This is a genomic window from Rhodococcus sp. Ni2, from assembly GCF_021352185.1.
GTDB classification, from domain to species: Bacteria; Actinomycetota; Actinomycetes; order Mycobacteriales; family Mycobacteriaceae; genus Rhodococcus_F; species Rhodococcus_F qingshengii.
Genome location: NZ_WOXZ01000001.1, coordinates 1,755,788 through 1,769,134 on the forward strand (window position 1 = coordinate 1,755,788; position 13,347 = coordinate 1,769,134).

The window sequence follows — 13,347 nt, forward strand, 5'->3', positions numbered from 1 at the left end:
TAAGTTATAACCTTATGCATTAAGCTGATCGAGTGACTTCGAAGGCACGGGAAAAGTATGACGTTGTGATTGTCGGCGCGAGCATCGCGGGATGCGCGGCCGCAATCATGTACGCCCAGCAAGGTCTGCGGATAGCGCTTCTCGACGCTCGCTCCGACATCCGGGCGCACAAAGTCCTGTGCACTCACCACCTGCAACCGTGCGGTGCCCCGATCTTGCAACGACTCGGCGCCACGGAAAAACTGCTCGCCCTGGGAATGGTGGAAACCGTTCCGACATTCTGGACCCCTTGGGGAGTGATCACCCCTGACGCGGCAGAGAACTCACCGCCACCTGGGTTCAACGTCCGAAGGGAAACTCTCGACCCCCTACTGCGCCAACTCGCGAACGACTACCCGAACGTCGACCTTCTTCTCGGGTATCGCGTTTCCGGACTGCTGACCGAGAACGGCACTACTGCAGGCGTCTACGGCACCGAACAGGGTTCGGTCTTCACTGTCGAAGCACGATTGACCGTCGGAGCGGACGGCAAGGATTCGACCGTCGCACGATCCGCTCGTTGCGACTCCGTGACTGCATCCAACGGGCGTTTCAGCTATTTCGCCCAACTCTCCGGACTTGAACGACCCGGCGGAGAAACGTCATTGTCGTGGTTCATGGATCCCGACGTCGCCTATCTGCTCCCCAACGACGGCGGAATCAGCGTGCTGGTGGTCTTCCCTGCCCTCGACAAGCTCGGCTCGTTCGCTGACGACCTGTCTACTGCTTTCCTCGAGTACGCCAACGCATTACCCGGCGCTCCGCTTGTTCGGCGAGAGCACATCGTCGGGAAGATCGTTGGTACCAAACACTTCTCCACAACCCTCACCGAACCCGTAGGTAACGGGTTCGCACTCATCGGCGACGCTGCGGCAACCAACGACCCGTTGTGGGGTATCGGATGCTCGTGGGCACTCGAGACCGCTCAGATGCTGGTCGATGCGACCGCGCACATGCTGACGGAGACGCCGGCAGACACACTCGACTCACATCGGAACGTGAACGCTGCATTGACCGAATACCGTAGCGCCAGAGCGAGTATGACGAATCACATCGACTACATGAGTGGTTACGCCGGTGGGCGAAAGTTCACCGCGATCGAACGTCTGCTCATCTCCGCGGCCACCCACGACCACGACGAAGCCCGAAGGTTCTACTTGTTCGGTTCCCGGTTGATACCGGCCGAACAGTATCTCTCGACTCGCTCGGTCGCGCGGGCAGCACAAAAACATCTCAGGCACCGTCTGCGTCGTAGATCTGTGGCCGGGACGTAATCTGACAAGCGTTTTTTCGGCGCCGGCAACGGGGAACCCTCCGATCGCAACCGAGCCGGAGGAGCGACCATGCGTGCACACATCGCCATTCCGAGTGAATCGACTTGTCACAGGTACGTAGTCGCCGTCGCCAGCTCCACCTTCGCCGAATCGGTCATCTGGTGCGACGGCCCCGCGTTCGACGCAGTACTCGTTCTGGGCAGCGAGATTCCGCAGCACAGTGGCCACCGAGCCGTACTCGCCTGGAATCACTACTTCGGGTGGGCGCTCGGCGTGGAAACCACACCGGATGCGTCGTTCGCCGTTGTCGAATGCCTCGGTATCGGGAGAATGCCGGATCCTGAACTGTGCGCCGACCGCGCTGTCGAGTTGATTGCCCAGGCGGGTAGTTAAGGAACTCGTCGCGCGGCGCACAATCCGGCGGGCATAAGATCGAGCGCGAGTTTCGCACGCCCGACGAAAGAGAGCCCGACATGGACCCGCTGAACAGGCCTGCCGGTCAGCTGGCTCTCGAGAACGAACCGGACGGCAGGGCGACTTTGCGGGCGCGTCAGACGCCGCGCAGTGAGCGTCGCAAGATCGGGAAAGGCCTGCGCAAGCGAGTGGCGCGATCGTCGCTCGGCGACTGGACGCCCCCATCCGATCGACGTGACCCGGTCGATCAGGTCAACACGGCACACGAGGGAAGACTCGACTGGTTGGTTCCGATCCGTGTGGGGCGAATGGTCGCTTCGCCATACGGATTCCTGCGCGGTACCGCCGGATTGATGGCAGAGGACATGGCGCAGCTGCCGTCCACCGGCATCACTCCCGTCATCTGTGGAGATGCGCACGTCGGAAACTTCGGGTTCTACGGATCTCCGGAACGCGAACTTGTCATAGACCTCAACGATTTCGACGAAGCACATCCCGGCCCCTGGGAATGGGATCTACGAAGGCTGGCTGCGAGCATCTGGGTGGCCGGTCGACAGAACGGTCTCACCGAAGCTCAATGCGAAACAGCAACAACCTCGTGTGTGTCCGCGTATCGCCTCCACTTGGCGAAGCTCTCCGAGCGTCCGCTGTTCGATCGCTCCTTCGACCGGGTCGATCTCGACGGACTCACCGACCACGTCACCGATCCTGGGTTGCTGGCCGAGATCAGGCGCGCCGCGGAGCGCGCCCGGCGGCGTACGAGTGACCATGCGGTGCCGCGGTTCACCGTCGAGGATCACGGACGGCGCCAGTTGGTCGAGAACCCGCCGCTCACAACACGACTCACGCCGCAGGACACCGACTTCCTCCTGGAGGGTCTGGACGAGTATCTCGAAACCCTTGCACCACACTGGCGCCGAGTCGTCTCGGGATACAACGTCATCGACGTCGCGCACCGGGTTGTCGGAGTCGGGAGTGTCGCTCTGCGCGCCTATGTGGCCCTGTGCGAAGGGAGCATCCCGGACGACGTCATCTTCTTGCAGCTCAAGCAGGCTCGCCGATCCGTCGTTGCACCCTTCGTGCACGGTGACTCGGCCTGGCACGACCACCAAGGACGACGCGTCGCGGAATACCAGCAGGCTCTCCAGACAGTCAGCGATCCACTGCTCGGGTGGTGCACCGTGGACGACCGCCAGTACTACGTCCGTCAGTTCCGGAACATGAAAGGTTCTGTGGACCTGAACAATATCGACGCCGCAGCGCTGACCGATTACGTCGCGATCTGCGGCCGCCTACTGGCCAAGGGGCATGCACGAACCAGCGGCGCGTCACTGATTTCCGGTTACCTGGGAACCTCGGACGCGGTCGATACCGCCCTCACCCGGTTTGCTCGGCTCTACGCCGATCAGACCGAACGTGACCACGACGCTCTGTGCCGAGCGGTATTGGCCGGCACGATCGCCGCGGAGCCGGGAATTTGATCCCTCACGCCGCGACGATCCTGCCCTGCTCGAACTTCACGCCTCCCCAGATTCCGGTCTGACCAGTGGCAGAGGCGAATTCACGGCACGAAGCCACAATCGGGCACCTGTTGCACACGTCGGTCGCGTAGTCGTATCCCTCGGACGGAAAGGGAAACCACCGGTCCGGCTCCGGGTCTCCTCGGCATTCCGCCTGCCACCAGGTTCGGTCGTCCGAGATCGGCAGAAGCTCTGCCAAATTCGAGATTTCGTCAGCGCACATCACTTGCTCCCTTCGACCGTCACGCCCGACTCAATTCGCGCCAGATCTTCTGCTGCACTTTCTCGATGCGCCGAGGTGCCTTCGGCTCCCACAGCAGCCGCATACCGGCCTCGGCCGGAGTGCGATCCGCCTTGCGCTGATTGCAGGAACTGCAGCACGCCACCAGATTTCCCCACGTGTTGGGCCCGTTACGGCTCCGCGGCTGGACATGGTCGATGGTCGTTGCCCGGGCGGCGCAGTACGCACATTGACGACCGTCCCGATCGAAGACACCGGCAAAAGTGGCCCGACTGGAATCGGTGACCGTCACCCGGTGAGCAACGTACACGTACTCGGCGAGCAGGATCGTCCTCGGCAGTGGGATTTCGACGTGCTTGGAGCGCACCGGAAATATCGGGGTCACGTCTTCGGTGGACTGCGCGGAGCCGGTGGCGATCAGGACGACCGCACGATCGGCGCTCACTTCACCGAGGTACTCGTACGTGGCGTTGAGTACCCGGACGGGGCGGTTCATCCAACTGTGAGCAAGTGCGCGGTTCGGGTTCCGCATGAGAGTTCTCAGTTCGTGTCGAGGAGTGAAACTCCTGGACACGAAGACGGGTCAGGAGCAAATGCAAGAAATGGGGAACGGCATATATCCAGCGCCGCTCTGTTCCCCGAATGCGGGATGGGAAATACCGCGGGGCGAGTGCCCGCGCAGGTGCAACGCTTGCTTCCAGTCGCGCATGCCTGTCCCCTTCCACTTCTTGTTCTCGTCACCGGCTATTGCCGACGCTCATCATCACACGGAAGGCGTCCTCAGCGATATCGATTTATCAGGCCGGAAGAGCCGTCCTGGAAATACCGCGGTTTGACGCCGGAACACGCGGCTTGATCGAATGAGCCATGACTTCGTCGTACATCGACCTACGCTCGGACACCGTCACCAAGCCTGATGCGGAGATGCGGAAGGCGATGGCCGACGCCGAGGTCGGTGACGACGTCCTCGATCACGACCCGACCATGGCGGCGCTCGAGGAAGAGGTGGCGCACACTCTGGGTTTACCGGCGGCACTGTGGGTGCCGAGCGGATCGATGGGCAACCTGATTGCGCTGATGCTGCACCTTCACCGCGGCGATCAGTTCCTGGCACCGGAACACTCTCACGTCTTGGGCTCCGAATTGGGCACCGCTGCCTGGCTCGCCCAGGGAATGCCGATGGCGTTGCCGCACGACGGCGGACCCGGACGTCCCACCCCCGAGACTGTTGTGAAGGCGGCGGGCTCCCCCGGCCCGTACTTCGCGTTGAACACCACGCTGCTCTGTCTCGAGAACACTCATAACTTCGCCGGCGGTGCCGTCATGAATCCGACCGAATGGACGAAGCTGGTCGACGCAGCGCGATCACGCGGCTTGAAGATTCACCTCGACGGCGCCCGTCTCTGGAATGCCGCTGTTGCACTCGATGTTTCGCCCACCGAATTGACTTCCGGCGCCGATACCGTTCAGGTGTGCCTGAGTAAGGGACTCGGTGCGCCGGTCGGCTCGATACTCGCCGCATCACCCGAATTGATCACCGAAGCCCGAAGGATCCGCAAGATGCTCGGCGGCGGCGTTCGTCAGGGCGGAGTGCTGGCCGCAGCCGGCATCGTCGCGTTGCGCTCACAAGCTCGCCTCTCCGACGATCACGACAACGCGCAGCGCCTCGCGTCGGGGCTTCGTGAACGCGGTTGGGCCGTCGACGAACCTGCCACCAACATCGTTCTGGCCGCGACAGCTGATCCGTCGGTCACCGTTGCTCAGCTCGCCGCTGTCGATGTCGGCGCGGTCACCGTTGCCGGGAAGGTTCGGTTCGTGACACATCGCGACGTGAGCACTGCCGACATCGACGCGGTTCTGTCCAGAGTAACCTTCTGAACTACGCCACCAGGGGTTGAACCTCCTGCGCGACAAAGCGAATGAACTCGCGGACATCCGGCTCGTCAACAGTCGGTTGGAGTACCACGGTGGTTGCACCTGCTGCAACCCATCGCCGTGCTGCTGCCGCGACTTCGGCCGCGTTGCCCACGGCAATCGCATCCTCCGGCGACTCGCTACCGGACGCTGCGGCCTCGGCAAGGGCGCGCTCACGACCGCCGGAACCGAAAGCACAGATGACGTAGACGACAACCTCGTGATCCGACGCCCCGATGTGAGCGATCGCCCGACGCACGCTGTCCGGGGTCGTCCCACCCGAGAGCACGGTGCCCTGCGCCAACTCGCCACTGAGTGCCAAAGTCTTTGGCCCCGTGGCGCCGACGAGCAACTGCGGCACCGTCTCCGGTGGCCACGCCAGCGTCACGTCCGTGAGATTCACGTATCGACCGGACACCGTCACCGACTCACCGCGCAGTAGCCTCTCCACCGCTCCGAACTGCTCCCGCAGGAGGGTCAACGGCGATTCGGCTTTGGCCCCGATCTGCCGCATCCAACTCTGAACGCCGTGGCCGAAGCCAACCCGTAGTCGATCCGGATGAACTCTGGCCAGCGCTGAAATCTCCATCGCCGTGATCGCGGTGTTGCGCATCGGGGTCGGCAGCACACCGATCGCCACACCCACGCGATCGGTCTCAGCCAATATAGTTGCAGCAGTGGCTATTCCTCCGCCGAAGAAGCAGTCTTCCCACAACCAGACCTCGTCGATACCGACTTCGTCTGCACACCTGGCATGTCGAACCAGATCTTCCGGAGATTGCTCCGGGCGCACGACGACGGCAATCCGTGCGGCGCTCATGCCGTCACCAGAAACGCGGCGATCTCGTCGGCGGTTCGACGGCCCTGTTCGCGGCCGAGTTCGGCTGCGGGGCGCCTGGTTGTCGGTGAAAGCGAGTTCGTTCCGATCGCTTCGACGACGGCGTCGTCGGCGAAGACAGGCAGCACGGGCAAGGGCGTCATCACGTCGATTTCCTCTCGTAGACTGCCGCCCAGAAGATTCGGGGCGGGGTCGGCTGCGGGTGAAAGAACCACGACCACATCGCAGTCGGCAGCCAGATGAACATTCGAGCCACTCGCCATTCCGCCGTCCATGTACCGCTCGCCCTCGATCACGACTACCGGCCACACCCCTGGTACGGCGCAACTTGCTCCGACTGCGTCGATCAGTTCTACGCCGTCAGCGTTGCCGAACACCCTCAACTCACCGGTCTGTGCGTTGATCGCCGGGATGCGCAACTCCCGGTCGGGCCACAACCGATTGGGCAGCCTCGCCTCGATGACCGCGCGACGCACGGCAGGTTCGACGGTATCGGCTCTCATCGCTGCTTCGCCGAGCAAACGGAGCTGCTCGGCCCGGTCCTGCGATCCTGCGATCGCGTCGACGAACATCTGACCGAGTACCTCGACATCGACCTTCGGGTCGATTTCGCCGGTCGCCTCCGCTGTTTGTGCGTCGAAAAGCTCTTGCAGTGTCACGCCGCTCGCTATCTGAGCGCTCACCGTGGAACCTGCGGAAGTGCCGATCAACACGTCCGCCGTCAGCAGCGCAGCGGCAGTGTCCGGTGATTTGTCCTGAAGGCCCAACAGAAAACCTGTTTCCCAGGCGATTCCCGCAACGCCGCCACCGGCAAGTACCAACCCCAATTTCACGCCGTCCACCTCTCGTCGATCGTGATCCGTGCCCGAAGTCGACGTTAGACCTACTCTGAAGTGATGTTCATGCGCAGCGCAAAGACATTTGTTCCCGACGCACTCCGTGGTTTGATCGCATCCACCGACGACATCGCGTGGAATCCCGACCCTGGGTACCTCACACGCGCAAGGCCACTTCCCCGCGGACGGGTCGCGCTCGTCTCCGGCGGCGGTTCAGGCCACGAACCCATGCACGCCGGATTCATCGGCGAAGGAATGCTCACAGCCGTCTGCCCCGGATTGGTCTTCAGCTCACCCAATGCACTTCAGATCCACGAGGGGTCCAAGGCTGCCGACGCCGGCGGCGGCGTCCTTCACATCGTGAAGAACTACACCGGCGACGTGATGAACTTCGGTATCGCCCGAGAGTTGCTACGCGAGGACAAGATCGATACGGACGTCGTCCTGGTCGACGACGACGTCGCGACCGAACGCGCAGACGGCAGTGGCCCGGGGCGACGCGGTACTGCGGCAACCATCGTGGTGGAGAAGGTCTGCGGCGCATCCGCCGCCCGCGGCGACGACCTGGCCGAGGTGACCCGGATCGGACAACACGTCGCGCACTCCGCTCGGAGCATGGCCGTCGCCCTTCGCCCATGCACTTTGCCGGGGGCTGACGAGCCGTCGTTCGACTTGCCGGCGGGTCAGATGGAACTCGGTATCGGCATCCACGGCGAACGCGGCACAGAACGCGTGGACGCCCTGCCCGCACCGGAATTGGTGCGGCGGCTGACGGACCCGATCATCAAGTCCCTGAGTCTCGCTGAAGGCGACCGCGTCATCGCCGTCGTCAACGGTCTCGGCGCCACCCACCCGCTGGAGTTGCAACTTCTGTTCGCCGAACTCGGAGATTATCTGGACGAACAGGGAATTCACATCGAGCGGACACTGATCGGAACCTTCGTCACTGCATTGAACATGGCAGGCGCGTCCATCACCCTTGTTCGCACAGACAAAGAAATCCTCGAATTATGGGACGCACCAACAAAAGCGCCCGCCTGGCCGAATGCTATAGCGCGTGAGTACACCGGCATGGGCACGCGCGAATCTTTCGGTCCCACATTCACACCCGACACCTCACGCACCGCCGAAAGCAGCTTCGTCGGAAGCTGGATTGCGGACTGGGCCGAGAAGGTACTGGATCAGGAACCGGCACTGACCGATCTCGACCGACGAGCGGGCGACGGCGATTTCGGGACCAACATGGTGGCCGCACTGGATCAACTCGACATCTCGGCGATCCGTGACACGTACTCCACCGCAACGATATTCGATGCAGTCTCACAGGCGTACCTCGGCCACGCCGGTGGCACCTCCGGCGCATTGTTCGGCATCTGGTTCCGGCATTTCTTCCGCGTTGCCGCAGACTCGGCGGACTCCGAACTCGACCTCGGCGCGATCGCGGCTGCAGCGCGAGCGGGACTCGACAACATCACCTCGCTCGGCGGCGCACGCGTCGGCGACAAGACGATGGTCGACGCGATAGTTCCGGCGGTCGAGTCGTTGGAGCAATCCGTGAGCTCGGAAGCCGATCGAGATGCTGCGCTGGCGAGCGCAGCGGAAGCCGCAGCGGCCGGGGCGGAGTCGACCGAAACCATGCTCGCGAACCGCGGACGTGCAAGTTATGTGGGCGAAGCCGCTCGCGGAGTAGTCGATCCGGGAGCGCTACTCATAGCGTGGTTCTTCGCCAGTGCAGTGGGTCACTAGCGAGCACTTCGGGGCTGTGACTAATCTGGCAGCCACAGCACATCGTTTGTGACGACCCGTGGGCAAAAGCACCGGTCTCACACACCACACAGGAGCAGCCCATGCTGAGCACCATGCAAGACGCCCCCCTCTCCATTGCTCAACTTCTCCGCCACGGTGCCTCCGTTCACGGCGCCTCCGAGGTTGTCACGTGGACCGAGTCCGGCCCGCGCCGTGTGTCCTACGCTGACGTCGGCAAGCGCTGTGCTCAGCTCGCGCACGCCCTGCGCGGGCTCGGCGTCGAGGGCGACGAGCGAGTCGCCACGTTCATGTGGAACAACTCCGAGCACCTCGAGGCGTACCTGGCGATCCCCTCGATGGGCGCTGTGCTCCACACCCTGAACATTCGTCTGTTCCCCGAGCAGTTGATCCATGTCGCCAATCACGCCGAGGACCGCGTGATCATCGTCGACCCGTCCCTGATTCCGCTTCTCTCTCCGCAGCTTCCGTCGCTGACCACCGTCAAACACATCGTCGTCACCGGCTCCTCCACTGCAGGACTCGAAGCTCCCGAGGGAGTGCAGGTTCACACCTACGAGGGCTTGATCGCCGATCAGCCCACCGAGTTCGACTGGCCCGAGGTCGACGAACTGAGCGCTGCCGCAATGTGTTACACGTCCGGCACCACGGGTGACCCCAAGGGCGTCGTCTACTCCCACCGTTCGATCTACCTGCACTCCATGCAGGTCTGCATGAGCGACGGCCCCAACCTCGCGCAGGGCGATCGTGCACTCGCCGTGGTGCCTCAGTTCCACGCCATGTCGTGGGGACTTCCCTACGCCGCATTCATGATCGGTGCTTCGCTGATCATGCCCGACCGCTTCCTCCAGCCTGCCCCGTTGGCTGCGATCATCGCCAGCGAGAAGCCGACGTTCGCCGCAGCCGTCCCCACCATCTGGCAGGGCCTGCACCTCTACCTCGAGCAGAACCCGCAGGACATCTCCTCGATGCGCGAGGTTCTGATCGGTGGGTCCGCGGTACCGCCGGCCCTCATGCACGCATTCGAAGCCGACCACAACGTCTCCGTCCTGCACGCCTGGGGCATGACCGAAACCTCCCCACTCGGATCCGTCGCCCGCCCGCCGGCCGGTGTCACCGGCGACGCGATGTGGAAGTACCGCTACTCTCAGGGCCGCTTCCCGGCATCCGTCGAGGCACGTCTCATCGACGATGACGGCAAAGTTGTTGCACACGACGGCGTTTCCGTCGGCGAGCTCGAAGTGCGCGGCCCCTGGATCACCGGGTCGTACTACGGCGTCGATGCGGAAGACAAGTTCAACGACGGCTGGCTCAAGACCGGTGACGTCGGATCCATCACGGCCGACGGCTTCCTGAGCCTGTCCGACCGCTCCAAGGACATCATCAAGTCCGGCGGCGAATGGATCTCCTCGGTCGACCTCGAGAACGCCGTCATGGGTCACCCTGACGTCACCGAAGCTGCCGTCATCGGCGTGCCGGACGAGAAGTGGGACGAGCGCCCGTTGGTCGCGGTTGTTCTGCGCGCCGGATCCGAGACCACGATGTCCGAACTCCAGCAATATCTTTCGGACAAGGTAGCCAAGTGGCAGCTCCCCGAGAACTGGGCTGTGGTTCAGGAAGTTCCGAAGACGAGCGTCGGCAAGTTCGACAAGAAACGCCTTCGCGCCGACTACCACGAGGGCGGACTCGAAGTCACTCGCCTCTGACACGGAGTGAATGCCGAAGTATGAATACTGAAGGTGGGCAACAGGTTTTCACTCTGTTGCCCACCTTCATTTAACGAGCAATGCACTTTACGGACGATAACCGACCGTGCGAAAAGCGATGTCGACGTACTTCTGCGCCAATTGCGACGGCGACATCGGACCGCCGGTCTGGAACCAACGCGGCAGTGACTGCGCCATACCGAGTATTGCCCGGACGGTCTCTTCGGTATCGGTGACCGCGAAATCTCCCGATGCCACACCGTCGTCGACGATCCTGCGCATCAGCAACTCGAGCCGCTTACGACTGGCGGCGTATCGACTTCGGCTTTCCGGTGAGACATGCCGGATCTCGGTGTCCAACGCAGCATGCCGCGACCGGTGGGTCATATAGAGAACTATCGCCTCCACCACCAAGGCGAAGCGTCGTACCGGATTTTCGCCGGCCTCCGCTTCTGCCGCTTCGGTTCTGGTATTCAGCTCACTCATCGAGACCTCGAACAAAGCGACGAGAATTGCCTCTTTGTTCGCGTGGTGATAGTAGAGCGCGGGAACGGTTACCCCGACACGATTGGCAATCTGGCGCACCGTCGTGCCGTGGTAACCATTCTCGTCGAAAAGCTCGAGCGAAGCCGTCAGGATGTCGGTCATCACCAGCGGCGGGAAGGACCTCCAGTCCACTGCCACCGAGCTCACCGACTCCACCTCGCCAGTCATGTGATAGCCGAAATTACCGCGGTGCCATACGGATTGCACCGTCGAGGCGGATCGTCTCACCATTGAGCATGGGGTTGGAAACGATGTGCGCAGCAAGCGCGCCGTACTCGCTGGGATCACCCAGGCGAGAGGGGTGAGGCACCTGCTGACCCAACGACGCCTGGGCTGCTTCGGGCAGTCCAGCCAGCAACGGGGTCTTGAACAAGCCGGGTGCAATGGTGTTGACGCGGATCAGCAGCGACGCGAGGTCACGGGCGATGGGAAGCGTCATACCGACGACGCCGCCCTTCGACGCGGAGTACGCAGCCTGCCCGATCTGGCCGTCATACGCTGCGACCGAAGCGGTGTTGATGATGACGCCGCGTTCACCGTCGATCGGCTCGGTCTTCGAAATACGTTCCGCAGCAAGACGAAGGACGTTGAAGGTGCCGATCAGATTGACGTCGATGACCTTCTTGAACGCGTCGAGCGGGAAAGCGCCCTTCTTGCTGACCGTCTTGACTGCGTTGCCGATTCCGGCGCAGTTGACTGCCACGCGCAGGGGTCCGAGGGACTCGGCCACGTCGAGTGCCGCGGTGACCGCAGCCTCGTCGGTGACGTCTGCAGCCGCGAAGCGGACCCGGTCGCCAAGTTCCTTGGCGATGGCTTCACCGTTGGACGACGGAAGGTCGATAATGACGACGCTGGCACCGTCGGCAAGAAGGGCTTTGGTCGTAGCCAGGCCGAGGCCGGATGCTCCACCGGTGACGACGGCGACGCTGTCGTTGACGATCATGAGAGTTCCTTTCGAAAGGTTATGTGTTTCAGATGCGTTCGATGATGGTGGCGTTGGCCATGCCGGCGCCCTCGCACATGGTCTGCAATCCGTAGCGTCCGCCGGTGGCCTCGAGGTGGTTGACCATAGTGGTCAGCAGACGAGTACCCGAGGACCCCAGGGCATGGCCGAGTGCAATCGCGCCGCCCCACGGGTTGAGCTTTGCCGGGTCGGCGCCGAACTCGTGAGCCCAGGCGAGTGGAACGGGAGCGAAGGCTTCGTTGACCTCGTAGGTGTCGATGTCGTCGATGCTCAGACCCGCGCGAGCGAGCACCTTGTGGGTGGCTGGGATGGGTGCGGTGAGCATGAAGATCGGGTCATCGCCCGCAACGGAGAAGGAATGGAAACGAGCTCGCGGCGTCAGCCCCAGCTTCGACGCCATTTCTTCGCTCATGATCAGTGCTGCGGACGCGCCGTCGGTGAGCGGCGACGAGTTACCGGGAGTGATCGACCACTGCGCCTCGGGGAAGCGCTGCGCGTACTTCTCCGAGTAGAACGACGGCTTCAAACCGGCGAGTCCCTCGGCGGTAGTAGACGCGCGAACCGTCTCGTCGACGATATGCGAGACGGTCTCACCGGCGGCGTTGGTCACCGGGATCGGCAGAATCTCCTTGTCGAAGAGCCCCTTCGCCGCTGCCTCTGCTGCCCGCTGGTGGGACTGCGCGGAGAATGCGTCGAGAGCGTCGCGGTCAAGCTTCCACTTGGCGGCGATCAATTCTGCAGAGATTCCCTGGTTGACCAGGCCTTCGGGGTAGCGAGTCGCGACGCCCGGACCGGAAGCGTCCTTCCCCATCGTCGTGGTACCCATCGGGACACGACTCATGGATTCGACGCCTGCCGCGATCACGATGTCGTAGGCCCCGGCGATCACGCCCTGCGCCGCAAAGTGCGCAGCTTGCTGACTTGATCCGCACTGGCGATCAATCGTGGTGGCGGGTACCGACTCGGGGAACCCTGCCGACAGGACCGCGCTGCGGGTGATGTTGAGCGCCTGCTCACCGGCCTGGCCGACGCAACCGCCGATCACGTCGTCCACCAGGGCGGGGTCGAGGCCGTTTCGCGAGGTGATGGAACGCAGAACGTGGGCCATCAGTTCGACAGGGTGCGTCCCGGACAGTGCTCCGCCCGGCTTTCCCTTGCCGGACGCGATCCGGACTACATCGACGATCACTGCCTTGGTCATCTTCGTTCCCTTCGAGGACGTGCATTGCTGGGGCGGTCCGGCACCCGTGTTTCGTGGCGCCGGGTACCGGACCGAGATCGAGGGAGCACC

Annotated in this window: 13 protein-coding genes; 6 read left to right on the top strand and 7 right to left on the bottom strand. The window is 63.1% G+C overall.

All coding sequences use genetic code 11. From position 1 onward, the window contains the following. Positions 1–32: 32 nt before the first annotated feature. The 3 genes from GN300_RS08675 to GN300_RS08685 all read left to right on the top strand — a co-directional run bounded on the left by GN300_RS08675 (position 33) and on the right by GN300_RS08685 (position 3,208). Positions 33–1,313: an NAD(P)/FAD-dependent oxidoreductase gene (locus GN300_RS08675; protein ID WP_232329939.1), complete on the top strand. Its 1,281-nt coding sequence runs from the start codon at positions 33–35 to the stop codon at positions 1,311–1,313. 69 nt (positions 1,314–1,382) lie between these two features. After that, positions 1,383–1,706, top strand: coding sequence for a DUF6292 family protein (locus GN300_RS08680; protein ID WP_003942947.1), 324 nt, complete (start codon positions 1,383–1,385; stop codon positions 1,704–1,706). 80 nt (positions 1,707–1,786) lie between these two features. Then, positions 1,787–3,208 (top strand): DUF2252 domain-containing protein, encoded by a 1,422-nt coding sequence (locus GN300_RS08685; RefSeq protein ID WP_007730466.1) that lies wholly within the window; start codon positions 1,787–1,789, stop codon positions 3,206–3,208. 4 nt (positions 3,209–3,212) lie between these two features. On the opposite strand, the gene GN300_RS08690 is transcribed toward GN300_RS08685, so the two are convergent. Then, a complete protein-coding gene (locus GN300_RS08690) occupies positions 3,213–3,470 on the bottom strand; it encodes a WhiB family transcriptional regulator (protein ID WP_007730463.1) in 258 nt (85 codons plus the stop codon). A 19-nt stretch (positions 3,471–3,489) separates the two neighbouring features. After that, positions 3,490–4,020 carry an HNH endonuclease gene (locus tag GN300_RS08695; protein ID WP_007730460.1) on the bottom strand — a complete coding sequence of 177 codons (531 nt, stop codon included), beginning with the start codon at positions 4,018–4,020 and terminating at the stop codon, positions 3,490–3,492. Between the two features lie 335 nt (positions 4,021–4,355). On the opposite strand from GN300_RS08695, the gene GN300_RS08700 reads away from it, so the two are divergent. Then, positions 4,356–5,366: a low specificity L-threonine aldolase gene (locus tag GN300_RS08700; RefSeq protein ID WP_007730456.1), complete on the top strand. Its 1,011-nt coding sequence runs from the start codon at positions 4,356–4,358 to the stop codon at positions 5,364–5,366. 1 nt (position 5,367) lies between these two features. Here the strand turns inward: GN300_RS08700 and GN300_RS08705 are convergent, their stop codons facing one another. Then, positions 5,368–6,222: an LLM class flavin-dependent oxidoreductase gene (locus GN300_RS08705; RefSeq protein WP_063315516.1), complete on the bottom strand. Its 855-nt coding sequence runs from the start codon at positions 6,220–6,222 to the stop codon at positions 5,368–5,370. Beyond that, positions 6,219–7,082 (bottom strand): patatin-like phospholipase family protein, encoded by an 864-nt coding sequence (locus GN300_RS08710; protein WP_047269365.1) that lies wholly within the window; start codon positions 7,080–7,082, stop codon positions 6,219–6,221. The genes GN300_RS08705 and GN300_RS08710 overlap by 4 nt, the downstream gene beginning before the upstream one ends. 54 nt (positions 7,083–7,136) lie before the next feature. On the opposite strand from GN300_RS08710, the gene GN300_RS08715 reads away from it, so the two are divergent. Further along, the gene (locus GN300_RS08715) at positions 7,137–8,822 is read left to right on the top strand and encodes a dihydroxyacetone kinase family protein (RefSeq protein WP_039973156.1); all 1,686 of its coding nucleotides are present in this window, start codon (positions 7,137–7,139) and stop codon (positions 8,820–8,822) included. Positions 8,823–8,923: 101 nt separating this feature from the next. Then, positions 8,924–10,546 (top strand): long-chain fatty acid--CoA ligase, encoded by a 1,623-nt coding sequence (locus tag GN300_RS08720; RefSeq protein WP_003943212.1) that lies wholly within the window; start codon positions 8,924–8,926, stop codon positions 10,544–10,546. Positions 10,547–10,633: 87 nt separating this feature from the next. Here the strand turns inward: GN300_RS08720 and GN300_RS08725 are convergent, their stop codons facing one another. Genes GN300_RS08725 through GN300_RS08735 form a run of 3 tightly spaced genes read right to left on the bottom strand, consistent with a single transcriptional unit; the run spans position 10,634 to position 13,257 of the window. Then, positions 10,634–11,260 carry a TetR/AcrR family transcriptional regulator gene (locus tag GN300_RS08725; protein ID WP_063315515.1) on the bottom strand — a complete coding sequence of 209 codons (627 nt, stop codon included), beginning with the start codon at positions 11,258–11,260 and terminating at the stop codon, positions 10,634–10,636. A gap of 13 nt (positions 11,261–11,273) precedes the next feature. Further along, on the bottom strand, positions 11,274–12,035 hold the full coding sequence (locus GN300_RS08730; RefSeq protein WP_003942978.1) for a 3-hydroxyacyl-CoA dehydrogenase: 762 nt from the start codon (positions 12,033–12,035) through the stop codon (positions 11,274–11,276). 28 nt (positions 12,036–12,063) lie between these two features. Next, positions 12,064–13,257: an acetyl-CoA C-acyltransferase gene (locus GN300_RS08735; RefSeq protein ID WP_063315514.1), complete on the bottom strand. Its 1,194-nt coding sequence runs from the start codon at positions 13,255–13,257 to the stop codon at positions 12,064–12,066. Between the last annotated feature and the right edge of the window lie 90 nt (positions 13,258–13,347).